The sequence below is a fragment of the Pelomonas sp. BJYL3 genome (assembly GCF_027257975.1).
GTDB lineage: Bacteria > Pseudomonadota > Gammaproteobacteria > Burkholderiales > Burkholderiaceae_C > Roseateles_B > Roseateles_B flavus.
Genome location: NZ_JANZKX010000002.1, coordinates 693,042 through 714,716 on the forward strand (window position 1 = coordinate 693,042; position 21,675 = coordinate 714,716).

Genomic DNA, 21,675 nt, shown 5'->3' on the forward strand with positions numbered 1-21,675 from the left:
GGTGCTTTTTTTTATGCCTGTCCTGATGTCTGCCGCCGGGCCTCGGCCCGGGGTGGGGCATCGCAGGCGCCCCGGAGGGCCGCAGCGGGCCCCGGCGGCCCGTGGTGGCGCGATCAGCGGCCGAACACGGTGCTGTACTTGGCGAACCACTCCTTCTGCGTCGCCTCGCCGGGTTGGCGGCGGGTGTGGGTGTAGCCCACGCTGAAGGCGCTGCTGAGGCCCTGGCGGCGCTGGTAGACCAGGGATTGCGTGAAGGCATGGCGGCGGTCCTCCTCCAGCGAGCCGTCCGGCATGCGGCTCAGGCCGCGCTGCTGAAGGATCAGGCGCAGAGAGTCCTGCGCGCTGAAATGCAGTACCGCCAGGGACTGCCCCAGCCACTCCTGCAGCGAACGCTGGCGCTGCGGGCCGCGCACGTCGGACCAGCCCAGGTGCTGGTTCCACTCCAGGGCCATCTGGGCCGGCAGGTTGAAGCGGAAGTTGGCGTCGATGGCCAGCGTCTGGCCACGACCCAGGCGGTCCGCCTCGACGTCCAGCCGCCGGCCGAATTCGTAGTCGATGCTGAACAGGCTGAACCAGGGCGAGGGGTTGAGGATGAAGCCCAGGTTGACCGTGCGGGGCTGGTGCAGGACGCCCGTGGGCGAGGCCCGTTGCGCATCCAGCCCCAGATGGGCCCAGAACTCGAACTTGCGCGCCGAGGTGAACCAGACACCCGGCTGCACCAGGCGCTCGATCACCTGGCCGGACGGGATGCCGAACTCGGCGTCGGCCAGGGTGCTGGCCTGGGCCAGCTTGAGCTGCCACTCGAACTCGTAAGCCGGCCAGGTGATGCCCGTGCCGGGCAGGCCCAGGGTCTGGCTGCCCATGCGGCGGTTGATCTGGGCGGTGAGGCGTTGCACGCCGGTCTGGTTGACGAAGCCGTTGTCATTGGCGAAGCGGGGGCTCAGCCGTTCCAGGTGGACGGCATTGGCCCAGTCCTCGCTGCGATGCCGGCCCTCGACCCAGACATAGCTGCCGCTCTGGGCCGACTGGCGCAGGGGCTGGTCGTCGGCGTCAAAGCCCAGGGTGGTGCTGGACAGCAGCACATGGCCCCGCACGCTGGCCTGCTCGCTGAGGTTGCCGTGGAAATCGCTGCCCAGCACCCAGTTGTGCCGGCCCAGGCCGTAGTCGCGGATGGAGACCAGGCCCGCCGCGCCCCATTGGTCGAACTGCTGATGCAGGCGGGCGAAGCTGGCCTGCGAACTCAGGTGCTGGGGCAGGCGCTCGAGGGTCTCGTAGGCATTGGAGCGGAAGATCTTGCCGCCGCCCTTGTCGCGCAGGCTGAGAAAGGTGCCCTCGGCCTCGGCGCCCCGCCAGGTGGCGCGCAGGCCCCAGTTAGGGTCGGTGATGGCGCGGGAGTAGAAGGCGGCCAGTCCACGCGCCTGCCCGCTGTCGTCCGGCTGGCCCTTGCCCGTCACGTCCTGGCTCTCCAGGAAGAAGGGGCGCTTCTCGGTGAGCTGCAGGGCGAAGCGGGTGTTGCCTGTGAGCTGGGGCACGTCCAGCTCCACCTGGGAGAAGTCGGGGTTCAGGGTGGCGTCCACCACCCAGTCGGCGCGTGGGCGCCACTTGAGCTCGAGGCCCAGGCTGGCGTCGTTCTGGCGGCTGAAGGGCGCACCGGCGCTGCGCTCCTCGTGGCGGCGCAGGGTCAGCTCGGGCCGCAGCTCGACGAAGCTGCGCTCACGCACGGTCTGCACCAGGTCTCCCAGGCCCTCGATGGGCTGCAGTTCGGCGATGTTGTGCAGGGAGTCCTGGGTCAGCGGGGCGGACACCAGGAAGACGTTCTCATCGCGCGGGACGCTGCGTCCCACCATCATCCGCCAGTCCGCACCGCCCTGGTAGGGGTAGCGCAGGGTCGACAGCGGCCAGCGCAGCTCGATGCTGTAGCCGTCAGGCAGCCGCTGGGCTGCGGCCTGCACGTCGAAGTCGGGGGCGAAGTCCTCCACATCGTCCACCGCGGCGATGCTGCCGTCGGCCACCACGCCATTGGCGCCCACGCGCACGAACTGCGCGGTGCGGCGCTGGCCCATGGGATCGAGGAAGACGACGACATAGTCCTGGTCCCGCTTGACCTGGTCCCGGCGCACCAGCGGCGCACGGATCTGCTCGGGGTGCTCGTCGTAGCAGCGGATGCCGATCACGAGCGCGTCCTTGTCGGCGACGACCTGCACCGTGGTGCGCCAGCGCGCGGGCTTCTTGTCCTGCGGCTGCAGCTGGATGAAGCTGTCGTGGATGGGCGCCTGCGCCCAGATGGCTTCGTCGAGACGGCCATCGATCCGTGCATCCGCATGGTCCACGCGCAAGGCCTTGGGCCAGGGCATGTCGGGGAGGTCTGCGTGGGCCTGCGGCAAGCCCAGCAGGGCAAGGCAGGCCATCGCGACCGCGTGGCTAGTTCTGTTCATGGCTCCTCCTTCTCGCGCGCTTTGTTTTTGGACGCGAGGCTCCCGTGCCCGTCGGGATTCCATTCGGGCGCGCGGAGTGTAGGAAGCCGGTGCCTCATGCGCACGCAAAGGCGAGCGCCGGCAGGGGGTGCTTGTGGCGCCGGGCTTACTCGCCTTCTCGGTGTTTACGCGGACGTCCCGCCAGCAGGCGGTCGTAGAGCGCATCGGGCAGCACGCGCAGAACCCGCGCCACCATGCCCATCTGCCACGGGATGACGCGGAACCGATGGCCTGCCTGGATGCTGCGGAATGCGGCACTGGCAAAGCTTTCAGCAGACATCAGGAAGGGCATGTGATAGCGGTTGCGCCGGGTCAGCGGCGTGTCGATGTAGCCGGGGGCGATGGTGCTGACGCGCACGCCGAACGGGCGGCATTCGCCCCGCAGGCTCTCGCAGTAGCTGATGACCGCGGCCTTGCTGGAACAGTACGCCGCATGGCCGGGCAGTCCGCGGATGCCGGCCACGCTGGCGATGCCCACCAGGCTGCCGCTGCGCCGCGCATTCATGGGCGCGATGAAAGGATGGAAGGTTGCGGCCAGACCGATGTTGTTGGTCGCGTAGAGGCGCTGCATCACGGCCAGGTCCTCGTAGATGGCGCTGTCCATGCCCACCGAGATGCCGGCATTGGCGATCACCACGTCCGGCAAGCCCTGCTCGGCAATGCAGCGGCGGCCGGCCTCGACGATGGACTCGACCTGGCTCACGTCTGCACCGTAGACGCGCCAGCGTGCGGCCTCCAGCCCCTGCTCCTGGGCCCAGCGCGCCATCTCCTCGGTGCGGCGGGCCACGAGGGCCAGGCGCCAGCCCTGCCGGTAGAACTCGAGGGCCATGGCCTGGCCCAGGCCGCTGGAGGCGCCGGTGATGTAGACGAGGGGGGCTTGGTTCATGGCAGGTCGGGCAGGGCTCAGGGCCTCTTGCGCCGCGGCAGGTAGCTGGCCGTACTGCGGCCATGGAACTGCAGCTGGCCGCTGAGGTTGTCGTATTCGAAGGACTGCACACTGAAGCTGCCCTGGCCGGTGCGCAGGGTCACCGGCAGGTGGGAGCTCATCAGCTCGCGCGGCGGGTTGAGCTGCAGGAACTCGCCGCTGATCTCCAGCTGCGCAGGCAGGTTCTCCGGCTGGGCCTGGGCATAGCGGCGCACCAGCACGTCGCCCTGCAGGCGGATCTCGCTGGCGTCGGCATTGCTCAGCGCCTGGCGGGCCTGGGCGACGGTCAACGTGCCGTCCTTGCCCAGGGCGCGCAGCTCGATGCCGTCGATCTCCAGGGTGTCGGTGTCCGGGTAGTGGCGCATCTCGCGGCCGCGGACTTGCAGGGCCAGCGTGCCGTCGGGCTTGAAGCGCTGCAGCTCGAAGCCCTGCATCTGGTAGTCGGGCTCATGGCGCAGCACGCGCTGGGCGCTGCCGTCCTCGGGCAGGGGCGTGCTCTTGACCAGCCACCAGGTGAAGGCGGCCAGCAGGGCCAGGATCAACAGGGGCAGGTAGGTGCCGACCAGGCTCTGCAGGCGCCACAGCAGCGGCGGCGCCTCGCGCCGGCGTGCGGGCGCGGGCGGCGGCGCCAGGGGCGTGCTGCTCGTGGCGCTCATGGGTGAGCCTTCGACCCGTGGGCGGCACGGCTCATGCGGGGCGACCTCCGTCCAGCGTGCTCAGATGCCCGTGCAACAGGCCGGCGTAGCGGCCCTTGGCCATCAGCAGCAGGTCGCAGCATTCGCGGGCGGCGCCGTGGCCGCCGGGGGCGCGGGTCACGTGATGGGCGATGGCCAGCACCTCGGCATGCGCCTGTGCCGGCGCGCAGGCAAAGGCGGCGCGACACATGAGAGGCAAATCGGGCCAGTCGTCGCCCATGGCGGCCACCTGGCTCCAGTCGAGCCCCAGTTGCGCCAGCAGGGGCTCGGCGACGGCCAGCTTGTCCTTGGCGCCGTAGACCGCATGCTTCAGGCCCAGGTCCGCCACGCGGCGGCGCACGGCGGGCGAATCACGGCCGGTGATGATGAGGGGGGTGATGCCGCCCTGGTCCAGCAGCTTGAGGCCGTGGCCGTCCAGGGTGGAGAAGGCCTTGAAGCTCTCGCCCTGCTCGCCGATGTAGATGCGGCCGTCGGTCAGCACGCCGTCGACGTCGAAGATGGCGGCCCTGATCCCCAGGTTCGGGCCCAGGCCCGTGCCCTGCGCCTTCAGCAGCAGTTCGGGCGGGAAGCTCAGGGCGGGGGTGGTGATGGCGCGCATTCAGATCACCTTCGCGCTCATCAGGTCGTTGATGTGCACGGCGCCGATCAGGCGCTCTTCCTCGGTGACCAGGACCACGGTGATGCGGGCGGCTTCCATCAGGTCGGCCGCGTCCACGGCGAGGTCATCGGCGCGCACGCTCTTGGGATTCAGTGACATCACCTCGCCCGCGCGCAGGCTGCGCAGGTCCGTGCCGCGCTCGATGAGGCGGCGCAGGTCGCCGTCGGTGAAGACGCCCTGCACGATCTCGGCCTCGTCGACCACGATGGCCAGGCCCATGCCCTTGGCGGACATCTCGCGCATCATGTCGGTGAAGGGCGTGTCCGGCTCGACGCGGGGCAGGGCCTCGCCGCTGCGCATGAGGTCGCGCACATGGGTCAGCAGCTTGCGGCCCAGGGCACCGCCCGGGTGCGAGCGGGCGAAGTCCTCGGGGCGGAAACCGCGGGCATCGAGCAGGGCCACGGCCAGGGCGTCGCCCAGGGCCATCTGCGCCGTCGTGGACGCCGTGGGCGCCAGGTTCAGGGGGCAGGCCTCGACGGCCACGCGGCTGTCCAGCACCAGGCTGGCGTGGCGTGCCAGGCTGGACTCGGCCCGGCCGGTCATCGCGATGATGCAGACGCCCAGGCGCTTGAGCACCGGCAGCACGGCATTGAGCTCGTCGCTCTCGCCCGAGTTCGACAGCGCCAGCACGACGTCCTGCGGGGTCACCATGCCCAGGTCGCCATGGCTGGCCTCGCCGGGGTGCACGAACATCGCGGGGGTGCCGGTGGAGGCCAGGGTGGCGGCGATCTTGCGGCCCACATGGCCGCTCTTGCCCATGCCCATCACGACCACCCGGCCCTTGCAGGCCAGCACGGCCTGGACGGATTGCGCAAAGCTCTCGCCCAGGCGGGGCAGCATGTCGGTCAGGGCCTGGGCCTCGATCTGCAGGGCCTGGCGGGCCATCTCGATGGCTCGCGCCGCGTCGTAGGACTGGGGGGCATTCATGGGCGGCAGTGTAACAACCGGGGCTGCCCGGCCAGGGCCTGGCGAGGGCTTCAGGCGGCCTGTTCGGCCAGCTTGATGTACTCGACGTTGAGGGTGATCAGCTCGCTGTAGCGCAGCACGAAGTAGTCGCCGTCGACCACGTAGAAGCGGTCGGTGAAGAGCAGCGGGCTGCCGTCATCGTCGGCCGGGACGGGCTTGTCGGCGGCCAGGGGGCGGCGCATCACCGCGCGTAGCACCAGGCGGTCGAGCTTGCCTTCGGGGTCGAGGAAGTAGTCGCTCAGCAGGCCGGTGTAGAGGTAGCCCTCGCCGGCGACGTTCACGATGGCGCTGACGGCGATGAGGTCAGGCGCCTCGTCGCGAGGGAAGTCGGCGCCGGTCAGCAGGTAGTACCAGGGCGCGCCGGAAAAGCGCAGCCAGGGGCTGAGGCGGGAGTGCTGGCTGTCCAGACGCCAGCGGCTGATCAGGCGGCGCAGCGCCGTGGGCATCAGGTAGGCGAAGAGCAGCAGGCTGCCGAGGTAGGCGGTGATCGGGCCGGCCATGGCGGCGATGGCCTCCACGGACTGAGCCTGGCGGACGTTGTCCGAGCCCAGCAGCCGCAGCAGCACCTCGGGCCGGGGCTCGTAGGCCGTCAGCAGCCAGGCCAGGCCGCACCACAGCAGGTGCAGGGCCAGGGCCCAGAGCAGGGCTTCGCTGACGATCTGTCCGAAGGGGGAGTAGTCCAGCGACTGCCGCTCGATGCGCTTGATGCGCGAGCGGGCGATGAAGCCGGGCAGGAGCAGGGCGAAGACGGCCAGGGTTGGCAGCGCGAAATTCATGCCCGCAGGAAACGGTGTCCAGGGTGCCGGCGCTCAGGCGGCGCGCGGAACGACGATGGGGGTGAGCTTGCGGGTGCGGCCGCCATCGGCCTTGAGCTCGATGACGGTGGCCAGCGGGGCCTCGGCGGCCGGGGTGTCCGAGGGGGACTGGGCTGCCTGCGCGGCGATGGCGGACTTGCGCGCCAGGTAGTGCCGCAACTGGCCCTTGGCCTGCGGGTCGGCCAGCACGGCCTTGGCGAGAGGGCTCATCAGCGCTTTCATGCCCGGGATGATGCCACAGCGGCTCCGGGGCCGTGCATGAAAAAGGCCCGCCGGCTGTCGCATCGGCGGGCCTGGGATGCAGGCCGCCGGGGCAGCCTGGATCACGAGGATCTGCGGATCAGGGGTAGAGACCGCGCTCTTCGCGGGCCTGCAGCACGCGGGTGCAGGCCACGGTGAAGGCGGCGGTGCGCAGCGAGATCTTGTGCTTCTCGCTGGTCTCCCAGATGCCCTTGAAGGCGCCGATCATGATCTGGTCCAGGCGGACGTTGATCTCGTCCTCGGTCCAGAAGAAGCTGGAGAAGTCCTGCACCCACTCGAAGTAGGACACGGTCACGCCGCCGGCATTGGCGATCACGTCCGGCACCACGATGATGCCGCGGTCGGCCAGCACGGCGTCGCCGTCCGGGGTGGTCGGGCCGTTGGCGCCTTCCAGCACGATGCGGGTCGAGAGGCGCTGGGCGCGCTCGGCGCTGATCTGGCCTTCCAGGGCCGCGGGGATCAGCACGTCGGTCTTGACGTCCCAGAAGTTCTCGTTGTCGATCTTGTCGGCGCCCTTGAAGCCGCCCACGCCGCCGGTCTTGGCCACGTGGTCCAGCAGGTCGGCCATGTCCATGCCCTTTTCATTCAGGATGGTGCCGGTGTGGTCCTGCACGGCGACGATCTTGGCGCCGTTGGCGGCGAACATCTTCGCGGCCACGGAACCCACGTTGCCGAAGCCCTGCACGGCGATGCGGGCACCTTCCATGGGCACGTTCAGGCGGCGCATGGCTTCACGGCCGATCACGAACACGCCGCGGCCGGTGGCGGCCACGCGGCCCAGCGAGCCACCCAGGGGGATGGGCTTGCCGGTCACGACGCCGGTGGCGGTGGCGCCGACGTTCATGGAGTACGTGTCCATCATCCATGCCATGATCTGGCCGTTGGTGTTCACGTCAGGGGCCGGGATGTCCTGCTGCGGGCCGATGATGATGCCGATCTCGCTGGTGTAGCGGCGCGTCACCTTCTCCAGTTCCTTCAGGGACAGGGTCTTGGGATCCAGGCGGATGCCGCCCTTGGCGCCGCCGTAGGGCAGGTTCACCGCGGCGTTCTTGACCGTCATCCAGGCCGACAGGGCCATCACTTCTTCCAGCGTGACGTCCGGGTGGTAGCGCACGCCGCCCTTGCCGGGGCCGCGGGTCAGGCTGTGCTGCACGCGGTAGCCCTCGTAGTGGGCGATGGTGCCGTTGTCCAGCTCGATGGGGATGTCGACGATCAGTGCGCGCTTGGGGCGGCGCAGGGTCTCGACCCAGCGGGCCAGGTGACCCAGATAGGGTTCGACGGCGTCGATTTGCGACAGATAGGTGCCCCAGGGGCTGTTGCGCGTGGGCGAAACGAAGGACAGGTTGGGCATGTAATGCTCCGTAATCTTTAGCGTGGCGCGAACGGTATCGCGAACCCGGATCGCGCGGCCAGTGATTCCAAAGCCGAGTGCACATGCGCCTATGCGGCGAACGCATAGGTGGTGGAAGTTTGCGCCGAAGGGCCTGTTTGCGCAAATTTTTGCTCAATCCGTCCCTGGTAGTTACCCATACCGCTCTGCTACCAGGGCTGCTGCGAAAACCGGCAGTCCGCCGGCGTCTCAGCCGCCGGCCGCCTTGAGCTGCTGGCGGCGCAGGCGGACCAGGGCGTCGACGACGGCCTGGGCGCGCTGCTCGTCGGCGGGCGAGAGCTGGAGGTCGGCAAAGCGGACAGGGGGGTACAGGCCGGCCGGCAGCTGCGCGAAGGCCTGCGCGGTCGTGACGCCCGCCTGCCGGTAGGTGGCCACCTCCTCAGCCGTGCGCAACAGGTTCCGGAAGGCCGACCGGGCGCTGTACTCTGGCGTAACGAGGAGCAGGGCGCTCGCCTTGCGCAGCACGTTCATGTCCGCGGCAGTGAGGCCGAGGGCCTCCGGCCGGTCTGCCAGCAGGACCTTGCCCAGGGCGACGAAATCCTGGCCGGCGAGGGCCCAGCGGCCCAGCAGGCGCGCACTGTCGCCAGACGGGTCCAGCTGTTCCTCGTAGGCCCAGTAGACGGCATCGGGGAGGCCCTGGCCGGCGGCCAGCAGCACCAGCTGTTTCATCAACGCCGGGCCCGAGGCTCCGGCGGTCTGACAGAAGGCGTCGACCCGTGCGCGCTCCGCCGGGTCGGTGTCGGGCAGCACCCGGGCCAGCAGGGCGTGCTGCCCCCGCTGCTCAACGCCAGCCCGCAGGTCCTTGAAATACTGGCACCGCGACAGTTCCCGCGCCACCTCGAACGCCCGGCCGGACTGGCCTGCTTGCAGGGCGAGCCGGGCCTCCGTCTGCAGGCCGCCCGGAAACCGGCGGACGAGGTCGACGTGGCGGCGTGGGTCGCCACTGGCCGACGCCGGCGCAGGGCTGGCGGGCGCGGCGAGCCCGGGGGCGGGCGGCAGGGGCGCCGGCCTCGGATCCAGACGGCGGTCCTCCCGCACGGCGGTGGCCGGCCTGCCCGGGAGGGCGGGATCCGGCGCAGTGCCGAGCCGGGCCAGCTCGGCCCTCCCCACGGACAGAAGCAGGGTCGTGCTGCAGGCCAGCGTCGCCAGCAGGCCGAGAACCGTCATGAGAAAGCGGAGGCGCGTCATCACCGTGTGCCGTTGTCAGGGAGACCAGGACGGAAGGCGCACTGTGCCCCGGTGTGCCCGCCGAGGCGGCGAGTCTAGTGAGACGGGCGCTTCGGCGCTGCTGTCAGGCCTGACAGCAGCGTGCCCTCAATCCTGCCGCAGGCACTCGATCGGCAGCAGCTTGGACGCCCGCCGAGCCGGGTAGTAGCCGAAGAACAGGCCCACCAGGCTGGCGAAGCCCACGGCCACGATCACATGCTGGGTCGAGAGGCTCACCACGACCTTGTCCAGCGCGTTGATGCCCAGGGCGCCCAGCGCGGCCAGGCCCAGGCCGATGAGGCCGCCGATCAGGCACAGCACCACGGACTCGCCCAGGAACTGCCACAGCACGTCCCGCGGCTTGGCGCCGATGGCCATGCGGATGCCGATCTCGCGCACCCGCTCCGAGACGCTCACCAGCATGATGTTCATGATGCCGATGCCGCCCACCAGCAGCGAGATCGCGCCGATCACGCCCAGGCCCACCGAGAGGCCGCGGGCGATGGCGCTGCCGGTCTCGGCGATGCTGGCGAGGTCGGTGATCGCGAAGTCGTCCTTCTTGTCGCCGGTGATGTGGTGGCGGTCGCGCAGCAGCTCCTCGGCGTCCTGGCGGGCATCGTCCATCTGGCTGGCGCTGCGGGCCTGCAGGCTGATGTAGTGGACCAGGCCCGGGCGGGCCAGGCGCAGGGGCATGGCGCTGATGGGCACCAGCACCAGCTCGCCCAGCTCGGTGCCATCCAGCGTGCGGCCCTTGCCGGCCATCACGCCGATGATGGTGAAGGGCTGGCCGTCCAGGCGCACGACCTGGCCCAGGGGGTCGCGGTCGGCGTAGTACTTGCGTGCCAGCAGGGAGCCGATCACGACCACGCGGTTGGCGGACTGCACATCGCGCTCGTCCAGCGCCACACCACGGTCGATCTGCCAGTTGCGCAGCTCCATCATCGCGGGGGTCACGCCCAGCACCGTCTGGTTGCTGTTGGCGTCGCCATAGTGCAGCTGGAAGAAGCCCTGCAGCGCCGGGGCGGCGCCGCGCAGGCTCGGCAGCTGGGCCAGCGCGCGGGCGTCGTCCACGGTGAGGTTGGGCACCTCGCCGGCGCGCCGGCGCACGCCGCCGTCCACCGGCGTGCCGGGCTGGACGATCAGCTGGTTGCTGCCCAGCACCGACAGCTCCTTGGCGATGAAGGCGCGCACGGAGTCGCCCACGCTGAGCATCAGCAGCACCGAGGCGATGCCGATCACCACGCCCAGCATGGTCAGCGCGCTGCGCAGGCGGTTGCCGTTGAGAGCGCGGAGGGCTTCGATGAAGATCTGCAAGGGGCTCATGCGTAGGCCTGTTCGTCAGGGCGCCCGTCGAAGGCGATCAGTCCGTCCTTGAGCCGCACCAAGCGCTTGGCCTTCAGGGCGACATCCGGCTCGTGCGTGACCAGCACGATGGTCAGTCCCGCCTCGCGGTTGAGGGTGTCGAAGACTTCCAGCACCTCGGCGGTGGTCTGGGTGTCGAGGTTGCCGGTGGGCTCGTCGGCCAGCAGCAGGGGTGCCTCGTTGCCCAGCGCGCGGGCGATGGCCACGCGCTGCTGCTGGCCGCCGCTGAGCTGGTTGGGCATGCGCGAGGCCATGGCGCCCAGGCCGACCTGGTCCAGCATGTGGCGGGCGCGCTCGCGGGCCTCACCACGCTTACGCCCGGCATAGATCATGGGCAGGGCCACGTTCTCCAGCACGTTCATGCGCTTGAGCAGGTTGAAGCTCTGGAAGACGAAGCCGATCTGCTCGTTGCGCACGGCGGCGTGCTGCGTGCTGCTGAGGCCGCTGACGTCCTGGCCCTGCAGGGTGTAGCAACCGTCGTCGCAGCGGTCCAGCAGGCCCATCAGGTTCATCAGCGTGCTCTTGCCGGAGCCGCTGGAGCCCATCAGGGCCACGTAGTCGCCGGGCTGCACGTCGAGGTCGATGCCGTGCAGCACCGGCGTCTGCACGTCGCCCGTGCGGTAGCTCTTGCGGATGCCGCGCATGCTCAGCACGGGCGGGCGCTGCGGAGGAGTCATGGCCGGGGCGAGCATCACGCGCCCTCGCGGGTGTCAGCCTTGGCGCGGCGGATCACCACGGTGTCGCCCGGCTTCAGGTCGCCGCTGAGCAGCTCGGTGTAGCGGGTGTTGGAGATGCCGATGGTGACCTCACGCGCCTCCAGCTTGCGGTTCGCGCCCTCGGTGTAGACCTTGAACACGCGGTCGCCGCCGCGCAGGCTGCTGAGCACGCCGTCATCGGTGGAGGTGGCGCTGGCCGTCGCTGCGGCCGGGGCCTTCTTGCCGCCCTTGCCCGGCAGCTCGTCGTCATTGGGCTTGAAGCGCAGGGCGGCCGTGGGCAGGCGCAGGGCCTTGGGGCTGCTGGCCACGACGATGCGGGTCTGCGCCGTCATGCCCGGCTTGAGCAGGCCCTCGGGGTTCGACACGTTGACGATCACCGTGTAGGTCACCACGCCCTGGGTGTTGGTGGGGTTGAGGCGGAACTGCTGCACGCTGCCCTCGAACTCGCGCGACGGGAAGGCGTCGACCAGGAAGCGCACCTTCTGGCCCTCGCGGATCTGGCCCACGTCGGCCTCGCTGACATTGGCCTGGATCACCATCTCGTTGAGGTCGCGGGCGATCAGGAAGAGCTCGGGCGTCTGGAAGCTGGCGGCCACGGTCTGGCCGACATCGATGCTGCGCTTGATGACCACGCCATCCACGGGGGCGCGGATGATGCTGTTGTTGAGGTCGGTGCGGGCCGCATCCAGCTGGGCGCGGGCGAGTTCGCGGTCGGCGCGCGCGGCCTCGGCCTCGCGCAGGCTCTGGTCGCGCTGCGGCGTGGAGATGAAGCCCTGGGCCGCCAGCGTCTCGTTGCGGCGCAGCGTGCCTTCGGCAAAGGCCAGGCGGGCTTCGGCCGAGGCCAGCTGCGCGCGGGCCTGGCGCTCGCGGGCCTCGAAGTTGGCCGAGTCCAGACGGGCCAGCACCTGACCCTTGACGACCTTGTCATTGAAGTCGACCAGACGCTGCGCCACGGTGCCGCTGACGGGCGTGCCCACGGTGACGGTGGAGACCGGCTGCAGGCTGCCATTGGCCATGATGACCTGGGTGATGGCACCTTCATCGATCTGCGCGGACTTGAAGGGCGAGGGTCGGGTGTTGCTCGAGGCCTGGCTGTTCCAGGCCCAGCCGGCGAGCACGGCACTGGTGATCACGCTGCCCAGCACGACCCAGCGGCGACGGTTCTTCAGCATTTTCATCTCCTTGGGGTTTCGGGCTCAGAGCAGGCGGAAGCCGATCAGGGCGACGGCGTGCTCGGGCAGGGTGAGGCGGACCTTGTCGTCCCAGGCGGCATCAGCCTTGATGCTGGCGCAGTAGAGGATGCGGCCGGTGGTCTGGCTGTGCTCCTTGAGCTTGTTGTCCAGGCGCAGGGTGGCCAGCTCGGTGCCGTCGGCGGCACGGGCCTGGATGGCCTGGTCCTCCTTGGTGGAGCAGACGTCGAAGCTGGCGTCCGAGCGCGAGAGCAGCCGCCACTTGAAGGGGAAGCGCTCGCGATAGACGGCCTGGTACTCGCGCAGCACCTGGCGCACCCAGCCCATGTCGGAGGCGGGGCCGGCCAGCTGCGGGACCAGGGCGAAGTTGCCCACGCCCCAGGCGCCGTCGACGCGGTTGACGGTGAGGTCGGCCTGCTTGACGTCCACCGGCAGGTCATGCGGCACGACGTAGAGCTCGCCGATGGTCGGGGAAATGGCCACGTCCTTGTCCTCGTCGTAGACGCTGACGCGCAGGGGCGTGCTCTTGTCGCGGCTGAAGAGGCGCATGCCCTGGCGGATGTGGCCGTGGCTGAGCTCGTGGATGGGGCGCACGGTGCTGGCCCAGGTGGCGTAGGGCATGACCGAGCTGCGCTTGCCGGCGATCTCGACGGCGTCCAGGCTGGCGGCGGGCTCGGTCTCGATGCTGGCGGGCGCGGCATGCGCCAGCAGGGCGCAGGACAGCAGCACGGTGCACAGCAGGCGGCGGGTCAGGGGGGAGGTGTCCATGTTCACAGGCTCCTGTTGACGAGACGGCCCTGGCGGTTCAGGCGGACCATCTCCAAGGTGAGACGGGATTCGATGTTGTGCTTGATGGAGGGGCAGGGCGAGATGCCGTCCGTCCAGTGCTTGGGGCACTTGCCGCCGCAGATGGGCAGGATGCGGCAGCTGTGGCATGGCACCTCCCCGGCCTGGATGCGGTCGTTCCAGTCGGCGAAGGGGCGCGGCCGGGCGACGGGCGCGGGAGGCTGGCGCACATCGTCCAGGCGGTAGAAGCGCACCTCCTTGTAGGCCGGCACCTGCGAGATCTCGGTGCAGTTGAAGGCCTCGCCGTAGGGATCGATGAGCTCGGCCTCCTCGCGCACGCTCATGCAGACGATGGGCTTGAGCGCCTTGGGCAGCAGGCTGGGCGCCTGGCCGGCCTCGATCAGGCGGGCCATCAGCTCCAGCTCGAACTCGGCATAGCGCTGCTGGCTCAGCGAGCCCAGGTGCGCGTCGTTGCCCCAGCTGTGCACCGGCGCCGTGTAGAAGCGGAAGTGGCGCAGCAGGTCGTGCTCGCGCAGCACCTCGACCAGGGCCAGCGTGCCCTCGTGGTTGCGGGTGTCCACGTTGCAGCGGATGAAGACGGAGGCGCCGCAGCCGGCAAATCGCGGATCCGCGGCAATGCCGCGCAGGTTGTTGAGGATGGTGTCGAAGGAGGGCCGGCCGTCCTTGGTGACGCGGCGGCGGTCGTGGTACTCGCGGGCACCGTCCAGGGTGATGTCGAAGGCCATCACGCGGTGCTGCTCCACCAGCTCGAAGAAGAGCTTGGGGGTGAGGGCCACGCCGTTGGTGGCCATCTGCGCGCTGTAGTCCAGCTGGTGCTCGCGGGCCAGGGCCTGCAGGCGCGGCGTCAGGCTGCGGATGGAGGCCAGGCCCAGCAGCGGCTCGGCGCCGAACCAGCCGATCTGCAGGTGCTGGTAGCCCTGGCGGCGGGCCAGCTTCTGCTCCGCGCGGCGCATCACGCCCTGCATGACCTCGTCGTCCATGCGCTTGTTCTCGTGCTGCTGGCCGCAGTAGTCGCAGCCCAGCTGGCAGTTGGCCGAGGGGGAGATACCGAGGTAGAGCATGTCGTCGTCCCGGATGGCCGCCTTGTTGTGGGCGATCACCAGGGCCTGCTCGTCCTCGCCTTCTGGCACGAGGATCTTGTGCTCCAGCAGGGACTGGCGCAGCGCCTCGGGCAGGGCCTCGCAATGGCCTTGCTGGACCTGGGCCCAGTCCTCGTCGCTGACCAGCGCGGAGCGGGCGCTGCGCGTCGAATAGACCATGCGGAAGGCGCGGCGGCCGACGGCAGGGCTGATCGCCAGGTAGCGGCTGGCGCGCAGTGCGGGAGTGGTGCTCATGGTCATTGGGCCACCAGCAGTTCGCTGGCGAAGATTTGTTGCAGGGATTGCGGGTCCTTGAAGAGCTGGCTCAGCCATTGGCCCGGGATGCCCTCGCGGCTGCCGCGCAGGCGGTCCATCCAGCCGGCATAGGCGGGCGGCACGCGCTTGAGTTCGTCCGTCTGCGCGTCCAGCAGCAGGCCCTGGGCCGGCTCGTAGAGGTGGTAGCGGTCCTCGTTGAAGCGGTAGAGGCGCTGCGGCTCGAAGGCGTTCATGCGGCGCTGCTGGGCCCGGGTGCGGTAGCTGTACCAGCCCATCTCCCACTGCCGGGCATGGAGGACGGTCCGGTCCTCGAAGCGGGTCCACAGCTGCTGCAGGGCCAGGCGGGCGAATTCTTCGCGCGAGCCTTCGGGCGGGATGGGCTCGCCGATCTCGGCGCTGACCGTGCCGTCGGCCTCGCGCCAGGACAGCATGGGCACCAGCGGCAGGCCCAGCTTGTGCGCCAGATAGGCCGCGCCCATGCGGGCCAGGATCTCGCGGCCGGCGAAGCGGATGGGCACGGCGTGGCGCTCCTCGTCGGCCGCGTTCATCTGGCCACGCTGGCCTCGCTGGCCGTCGATGCAGATGTAGAGGCTGCGCCCTTCGCGCAAGGCCCGCATCATCTGCATCAGGGCGCTGCTGCCGTCGCTGCTGATCACGCTCAGCTCGGCCTGCCACAGCTGGCGTTCCCGGCCCTGGTGGTTCATCTGCACCATCGCCCCGCCATGGTCCTGGGCCATGCCCGGGCCGGCCACGATGGCCATGGGGATGCCACGACGCAGCAGCAGCACAGGCTGGATGGCCCAGGCGCCCAGGTGGTAGGAGCAGTAGATGGCGGGACCGGCGGCGGGCCGGCCGTGCTGCAGGTTCAGCAGGCCGGCGGACTCCAGGTCGCAGATGCTGCCGAACTCGAACTTCTTCATCTCGCGATGGCGGAAGTTGTCCCGGTACTGCTGGCGGCTCTGGCCATGGGCCTGCTGCGGGAAGAAGTACTCGTTGGCGATCTGGAAGCGCAGCCAGTCCAGGCGCAGGGGGCCCGAGGCGTCCAGGTCCAGGGCCGCGGCCAGGTCGCCGGCATCAAAGAAGGCCTTCTGATGCGCTTCCCTCAGCTCATGTAGTTTGGAATCTGCTTTTGACATGGGTATAGGCTCTCAGCAGGAAGGGGCGGGTGAAGAAGAAGAGGACGACCAGGCTGATAGTGGAGGACACCAGCAGGCGGGGGTGCTCCAGGGCGAGAAATTCCCAACTGTGATGAACAAGAATCTCCAGGGTCTGGCTGAAATTGCGGTAACTGGAATTCAGCAGGCCGTAGCAGACAAAGCCGAGAAAGGAGTAATTGCAGACGGCGTAGACGGCGATGAACCATTCGGTGCCGCTGATGGCGGCTTTCTCCCGCAGTTTGCGGTAGACGATCCAGCACATGCCGCCGGCACGCTGGTACAGGTCGTGCAGGCCCAGGAAATCAGCCAGCAGCCAATAGCCGTCATTGCGGATGAAGGGAATCAGCACGAACAGGGCCGTGGCCAGGTTCGATTTGAAGGCCAGGCTGAGCCAGGCCTGGGTATGGCCCTCGGTCAGCGCGATGCCGATATAGAGAATCACCGACGCCAGCAACTGGAAATAGATACCCCCCAGATTCACCACGAATCTCGAATGGCGGTCCACCAGCCAGGCATTGCTGACATTGGCGAAGAAGACGGGGAATATCAGGTAGAAACCGAAGCCGATCTCGTGCGGAGGTTGCCCCACATGGCGCATGCCGGCCGCATGGCCCAGCTCGTGAAAGAGCAGCACGGCCAGCACACAGAGGTAGCCCATCAGCAGGTCGCGGCCGCTGAGATCCAGGCTGCGCAGCTGCGTGCCGCCCACCTGGTGAAAGAGGAACAGGTCGCCCAGGACCAGCAGGGCCAGCAGGCAGACGGTCCAGACCACGGGGCGGCGGAAGAGCAGGGCCAGGTGGACGGACAGGCGCTGCACCAGCGAGGCGGGCAGCACGGTGACGGAGGCCTGGATGTAGGAGGTGCTGGCGCGTTCGGGGGCCAGGCGGGCGACCTGCTCCAGCAGCTCGGTCTTGAAGGAGGGACGGGATTCGGGGGCGATGCCCCAGCGCTCCATCAGGCGCTCGCTGCCGGCATCCACGCCGTCTTCCTGAAGGACCCCCAGGGCCTCGTACATGCGGGGCTGGATCCGGAAGTGGCGGCCATTGAATGCGGCCTGGTAGGCACCATCGACGACCTTGATCTGCACCTGGGCGATCAGGTTTGAAATATCAAGGGTACTCATGATGGTCAAAGTTGCAGGGAAAAAAGGGCGGGATGCACCGTCGTCATGGGCATGACCGGCATGCATCCCGCAGCCTGAGAATCACCCGAGGTGAATCCCAGGCCTCGGGCCGGATTACTCGGCGGACGGCTGTTCTTCGCCCTTGCTGGGCGAGCAGATGAAGTTCTCGATGTCGACGACAGCCAGGTCGGGGGTGGCGTTGACCATTTCGAAACGCTGGTCCAGTTCGACGGTGGCCAGTTCTTCCTTCAGGGTGGCGATCTTGTTGTCCATGATGTTTCCTTTTGAATTGAGGTAGGATTTGAAATAGGCTTTTTGAGCCTGGGTTCCGGACGCCGGATATTTCCGGTGTCATGGCTTCTTGAAATTAGAGGCGACCTTCTTCTGCAGATTTCCGGTTGCTTTCTGATATTCGTTCAGCGCATGGGTTGAACTCTAAAGACGACCCCGCCTGGTGGCTACTAACAAAAGTGGTAGGTGCGGGTTGGCGGCGGACGCTGCAGGCAGGGGCGGCGCCTGCGGGGTTTCGCGCAGAGGTCGGCAGGGCAGGCATTACCATGGCCGCATGAGTTCGCTGGACCTTGCCTTGCTGTATCTGGTGGCCGCCGTGCTGGGCGTGGTCGCCTGCCGATCCCTCAAGCTGCCGCCCATGCTGGGCTACCTGACCGTCGGGGTGCTGATCGGCCCCAACGCCATGGCGCTGTCGGGGGAATCGGAAGGCGTGCGCTATCTGGCCGAGTTCGGCGTGGTCTTCCTGATGTTCGTGATCGGGCTGGAGTTCAACCTGCCCAAGCTGCGCAGCATGCGCGCCCTGGTCTTCGGCCTGGGCCTGCTGCAGGTGCTCATCACCATCCTGGGCACCATCGTCGGCAATGTGCTGCTGGACCATCTTTTCGACTGGCTGGGCCTCCGCTGGGACCTGGGCTGGGAGGGCGCCCTGGTGCTGGGCGCGGCCATGGCCATGAGCTCCACCGCCATCGTCGTGAAGCTGATGGCCGAGCGCCTGGAGCTGGAGAGCGAGCATGGCCGCCGCGTGATGGGCGTGCTGCTGTTCCAGGACCTGGCCGTGGTGCCGCTGCTGGTGCTGATCCCCGCGCTCAAGAGCGATGGCGGCACCATGGCCGTCTCCCTGGCCTGGGCGGGCCTGAAGGCGGTCGCCGTGCTGGCCGTGCTGCTGGCCGGCGGCCAGAAGGCCATGCGCTGGTGGCTGACCCTGGTGGCGCGGCGCAAGAGCGAGGAGCTCTTCATGCTCAACCTGCTGCTCGTGACCCTGGGCCTGGCCTGGGTGACCGAGCACGCCGGACTCTCACTCGCGCTGGGCGCCTTCGTGGCCGGCATGCTGATCGCCGAGACCGAATACAAGCACCAGGTGGAGACCGACATCCGGCCCTTTCACGATGTGCTGCTGGGCCTGTTCTTCATCACCATCGGCATGAAGCTGGACTGGCGCCCGGTGGTGGCGCAGTGGCCGCTGGTCGTGCTGCTGACCCTGCTGCCGCTGGCGGCCAAGGCCACGCTGATCGCGGTGCTCGCCAAGCTCTTCCGCGCACCCACGGGCGTGGCCATCCGCACCGGCCTGTACCTGGCGCAGGCGGGCGAGTTCGGCTTCGTGCTGCTGAGCCTGGGCGCGCAGCACCAGCTGATCGCGCCGCAGTGGGTGAGCCCGGTGCTGGCCTCCATGGTCATCTCCATGCTGGCCACGCCCTTGCTGATCATGTACAGCAACCGCATCGTGATGAAGCTCTCGTCCAGCGACTGGCTGCTGCAGTCGGTGCAGCTCACCACCATCGCCAAGAAGTCCATCAAGGCCGATGCCCACGTGATCATCTGCGGCTACGGCCGCAGCGGCCAGAACCTGGCCCGCTTGCTGGAGACCGAGCACATCCCCTACATGGCCCTGGACCTCGACCCCGACCGCGTGCGCCAGGCCGCGGCCGCAGGCCAGAGCGTGGTCTTCGGCGACGCGGCCAAGGTGCAGAGCCTGATGGCCGCCGGCCTGGCCCGCGCCAGCGCCGTGGTGATCAGCTACCACGACACCCCCTCGGCGCTGAAGATCCTCCAGCTGGTGCGCGAGCACGCCGCCCATGTGCCGGTGGTGGTGCGCACCATCGACGACAGCGACCTGGAAAAGCTGCGCGCCGCCGGCGCCACCGAGGTGGTGCCCGAGGCCATCGAGGGCTCGCTGATGCTGGCCAGCCATGCGCTGGCGCTGGTGGGCGTGCCCATGCGGCGCGTGATCCGCCTGACGCGCGACGCCCGCGATGCCCGCTACGGCCTGCTGCGTGGCTACTTCCATGGTGCCGACGACGACAGCGCCGAGGAGCGCGATCAGGCCCGCCTGCGCCCCGTCACCCTGCCGGTGGCCTCACCCTATGCCGGCGAGCCGCTCGGTGACCTGGTTCTGGAGGCCATTGGCGTGCAGGTGGTCTCGGTGCGGCGCGCCAGCGGCGCGGTGCGGCCGGCTCAGGACGGCCTGGAGCTGCAGGGCGGCGACACCCTGGTGCTGTCCGGCACGCCCGAGGCCCTGGCCCTGGCCGAAGAGAAGCTACTGCGCAGCTGAGGCCGCCGGCCAGGCCAGCCGGGGCAGCAGCCAGGCCGATCCGGCCTCGCTGAGATGGCCCTGGTCGCGGTAGAGCATCACCTCGTCCCGCATCACGTCGCAGCGGCCGTCCCGGCACAGCAGCGGCTCGAAGCGCAGCACCGGCAGCACGCCCTCTGCCTGCGTCAGCCAGGCCTGGACCGCGGCGTCGCTGGCGTCACGGTGCGCGCCGTCGATGCGGCAATCCGGCGTGGCGCCCAGGGTCCATCGGCCCAGGGCCCGGCGCTCCAGGCAGGCCGCGACATTGAAGCTGGCCCGCGGCGGCGGCGCGACCATCACCACCTGCCGGCCCAGGGCCCGCAGGCGCTGCGTGGTGCGCCGCAGATCGTCCAGCAGGGCCTGGCGCAGCCCGGCTTCGTCCAGGGCCTGCCCGGACAGCTCGCCCTGCGGCGTCAGCAGGCGCGGGCTGTACTGGCGCGTGTCCAGGTACTGGGTCAGCAGGCTGGAGAGCACCACCGTCCTGATCTCCGGATGCCGTAGCAGCCAGTCCAGCACGGACTCGTTGAAGGCCCGGCACTGGGCGATCCAGCGCGGCGCGAAGGTGGCGCCCGGCGCCGCCTCGGGCTTGTAGGGCGCGAGGCCCGGGAAGGGGCCGCAGGAGGACTTGGTGGCCTGGATCAGGCCCGTTGCGCCCTGCCTCTCCAGGTAGGAGGCAAGACCTGGCACCAGGTGCATGGCATAGGAGTCGCCCCACACCATCCATCGGGGCTGCCTGCCTTGCTGGCATTCCGGGCGCGGGGCGTAGGGGCGCTCCGCATCGCAATGGGCGGAGAAGCCGTAGTTGGGCCGGGTGAGCCGGGCGAAGTCATGACCCTCGGGCGCCTGTACCCAGCGCTGGGTGAGCACGGGCAGCAGGGCCAGGGACAGGCTGCCGGCGATCACGGCGACCCATCCCGGCGCTCCCCGCAGCCCGGCCTTGCCGGGCAGCTCCACCCAGCGGTGCAGCAGCCAGGCCAGGGGCAGGGCGGTGGCCAGCGCAGCGAGGCGCCAGGCCATCAGCTCGGGCGGCGCGTCCCGGCCGGTTCCGACCCAGGCGTTGTGCACCGCCGCCATCAGCGGCCAGTGCACGAGGTACAGCGAATAGCTGCGATCCCCCAGCCAGACCAGGGGCCGCAGGCCGCGTGGCGCGGGGTGAAGGCCCGCCGGATGCTGCACCAGCAAGGCCGTGGCCAGGCAGGCGCACAGGGCCAGCGGCCCGGGATGCGGCCAGCCGGGCAGATCCAGCAGGGGCAGCACCAGCAGGACGATCGCGGCCGCGACGCGCAAGCCGGCGGGCACCGCCCAGGGCCGCGGCCGCAGCGCCACCAGGGAGCCCAGCCCCAGCTCCCAGGCGCGGCTGGGCAAGGCATAGAAGGCCAGGTTCGCGTCGCGCATGAGCCAGTAGCTGCACAGCGCCAGGCTGGCCAGGCCCAGCGCCCCCACCGCGATGAGGCGCCAGCGCTGCGGGCTCAGCCACAGCAGGGCCGGCAGCAGCAGGTAGTACTGCTCCTCCAGCGACAGCGACCAGAAGTGCAGCAGCGGCTTGAGCTCCGCCGCGCCCTGGAAGTAACCGCTCTGCTGCCACAGCACCCAGTTGCTGGCGAAGAGCAGGGCGCCGCGGGCCTGCGCGGCCAGATCCAGCTGCTCGCGGGCATTCAGCAGCCAGGGGCTGGCCAGCAGCGTCAGCGCCAGCGTGACGTAGGCCGCGGGCAGCAGGCGGCGGGCGCGGCGGGCGTAGAAGTCCAGGAAGCTGAAGCGGCCGGCCAGGAGGGCGCGTTGCACCAGGCCCGTGATCAGGTAGCCGGAGATCACGAAGAAGATGTCCACGCCCAGGTAGCCGCCGGCGATGCCGGGCAGCTGGGCATGGTGCAGCAGCACCCAGGCGACGGCGAGGCCGCGCAGGGCCTGGATGTCCCAGCGCAGGGGCTCGGCTGTCGCCAAGGAGACGGAGTGGTGGGGCGTCATGTCGCGCCGCATTGTCGGGCCTGCCGCCTGCG

The 21,675-nt window shown here is 69.5% G+C and carries 19 protein-coding genes; 1 reads left to right on the forward strand and 18 read right to left on the reverse strand.

The features are described 5' to 3' along the window. Nucleotides 1-113: 113 nt before the first annotated feature. The 17 genes from O9Y01_RS08640 to O9Y01_RS08720 form a co-directional block, all read right to left on the reverse strand. Nucleotides 114-2,435: a carbohydrate binding family 9 domain-containing protein gene (locus tag O9Y01_RS08640; RefSeq protein WP_269631144.1), complete on the reverse strand. Its 2,322-nt coding sequence runs from the start codon at nucleotides 2,433-2,435 to the stop codon at nucleotides 114-116. 145 nt (nucleotides 2,436-2,580) lie between these two features. Beyond that, entirely contained in the window at nucleotides 2,581-3,360 is a 780-nt protein-coding gene (locus O9Y01_RS08645) for an SDR family oxidoreductase (protein ID WP_269631145.1), read from the reverse strand. Nucleotides 3,361-3,377: 17 nt separating this feature from the next. After that, complete coding sequence (lptC, locus tag O9Y01_RS08650; RefSeq protein ID WP_269631146.1) at nucleotides 3,378-4,055, reverse strand: LPS export ABC transporter periplasmic protein LptC; 678 nt, start codon at nucleotides 4,053-4,055, stop codon at nucleotides 3,378-3,380. A gap of 31 nt (nucleotides 4,056-4,086) precedes the next feature. Further along, the gene (locus O9Y01_RS08655; RefSeq protein WP_269631147.1) at nucleotides 4,087-4,692 is read right to left on the reverse strand and encodes a KdsC family phosphatase; all 606 of its coding nucleotides are present in this window, start codon (nucleotides 4,690-4,692) and stop codon (nucleotides 4,087-4,089) included. Continuing rightward, nucleotides 4,693-5,679, reverse strand: coding sequence for a KpsF/GutQ family sugar-phosphate isomerase (locus O9Y01_RS08660; protein WP_269631149.1), 987 nt, complete (start codon nucleotides 5,677-5,679; stop codon nucleotides 4,693-4,695). A gap of 50 nt (nucleotides 5,680-5,729) precedes the next feature. Continuing rightward, a complete protein-coding gene (locus O9Y01_RS08665; protein WP_269631150.1) occupies nucleotides 5,730-6,494 on the reverse strand; it encodes a hypothetical protein in 765 nt (254 codons plus the stop codon). A gap of 33 nt (nucleotides 6,495-6,527) precedes the next feature. Then, nucleotides 6,528-6,743, reverse strand: coding sequence for a hypothetical protein (locus tag O9Y01_RS08670; protein WP_269631151.1), 216 nt, complete (start codon nucleotides 6,741-6,743; stop codon nucleotides 6,528-6,530). 130 nt (nucleotides 6,744-6,873) lie between these two features. Then, nucleotides 6,874-8,145 (reverse strand): Glu/Leu/Phe/Val family dehydrogenase, encoded by a 1,272-nt coding sequence (locus tag O9Y01_RS08675; RefSeq protein WP_269631153.1) that lies wholly within the window; start codon nucleotides 8,143-8,145, stop codon nucleotides 6,874-6,876. A gap of 228 nt (nucleotides 8,146-8,373) precedes the next feature. After that, entirely contained in the window at nucleotides 8,374-9,372 is a 999-nt protein-coding gene (locus tag O9Y01_RS08680) for a hypothetical protein (protein ID WP_269631154.1), read from the reverse strand. 126 nt (nucleotides 9,373-9,498) lie between these two features. Next, nucleotides 9,499-10,713: an ABC transporter permease gene (locus O9Y01_RS08685; RefSeq protein ID WP_269631155.1), complete on the reverse strand. Its 1,215-nt coding sequence runs from the start codon at nucleotides 10,711-10,713 to the stop codon at nucleotides 9,499-9,501. Next, the gene (locus tag O9Y01_RS08690; RefSeq protein ID WP_269631156.1) at nucleotides 10,710-11,429 is read right to left on the reverse strand and encodes an ABC transporter ATP-binding protein; all 720 of its coding nucleotides are present in this window, start codon (nucleotides 11,427-11,429) and stop codon (nucleotides 10,710-10,712) included. The genes O9Y01_RS08685 and O9Y01_RS08690 overlap by 4 nt, the downstream gene beginning before the upstream one ends. Nucleotides 11,430-11,443: 14 nt before the next feature. Beyond that, the gene (locus O9Y01_RS08695) at nucleotides 11,444-12,640 is read right to left on the reverse strand and encodes an efflux RND transporter periplasmic adaptor subunit (RefSeq protein WP_269631158.1); all 1,197 of its coding nucleotides are present in this window, start codon (nucleotides 12,638-12,640) and stop codon (nucleotides 11,444-11,446) included. A gap of 24 nt (nucleotides 12,641-12,664) precedes the next feature. Then, on the reverse strand, nucleotides 12,665-13,426 hold the full coding sequence (locus tag O9Y01_RS08700; RefSeq protein WP_269631159.1) for a hypothetical protein: 762 nt from the start codon (nucleotides 13,424-13,426) through the stop codon (nucleotides 12,665-12,667). A gap of 2 nt (nucleotides 13,427-13,428) precedes the next feature. Continuing rightward, the gene (locus O9Y01_RS08705) at nucleotides 13,429-14,799 is read right to left on the reverse strand and encodes a radical SAM/SPASM domain-containing protein (protein WP_269631161.1); all 1,371 of its coding nucleotides are present in this window, start codon (nucleotides 14,797-14,799) and stop codon (nucleotides 13,429-13,431) included. Nucleotides 14,800-14,801: 2 nt separating this feature from the next. Continuing rightward, on the reverse strand, nucleotides 14,802-15,956 hold the full coding sequence (locus tag O9Y01_RS08710; protein ID WP_269631162.1) for an LpxL/LpxP family acyltransferase: 1,155 nt from the start codon (nucleotides 15,954-15,956) through the stop codon (nucleotides 14,802-14,804). Continuing rightward, complete coding sequence (locus O9Y01_RS08715) at nucleotides 15,928-17,100, reverse strand: hypothetical protein (protein WP_269631164.1); 1,173 nt, start codon at nucleotides 17,098-17,100, stop codon at nucleotides 15,928-15,930. Before O9Y01_RS08715 ends, O9Y01_RS08710 begins: the two co-directional genes overlap by 29 nt. A 114-nt stretch (nucleotides 17,101-17,214) precedes the next feature. After that, the gene (locus tag O9Y01_RS08720; protein WP_269631165.1) at nucleotides 17,215-17,373 is read right to left on the reverse strand and encodes a hypothetical protein; all 159 of its coding nucleotides are present in this window, start codon (nucleotides 17,371-17,373) and stop codon (nucleotides 17,215-17,217) included. 292 nt (nucleotides 17,374-17,665) lie between these two features. Between O9Y01_RS08720 and O9Y01_RS08725 the strand changes: the two genes are divergently transcribed. Further along, on the forward strand, nucleotides 17,666-19,660 hold the full coding sequence (locus tag O9Y01_RS08725) for a monovalent cation:proton antiporter family protein (protein WP_269631166.1): 1,995 nt from the start codon (nucleotides 17,666-17,668) through the stop codon (nucleotides 19,658-19,660). On the opposite strand, the gene O9Y01_RS08730 is transcribed toward O9Y01_RS08725, so the two are convergent. Then, entirely contained in the window at nucleotides 19,646-21,643 is a 1,998-nt protein-coding gene (locus O9Y01_RS08730; RefSeq protein ID WP_269631168.1) for an acyltransferase family protein, read from the reverse strand. The genes O9Y01_RS08725 and O9Y01_RS08730 overlap by 15 nt on opposite strands. Between the last annotated feature and the right edge of the window lie 32 nt (nucleotides 21,644-21,675).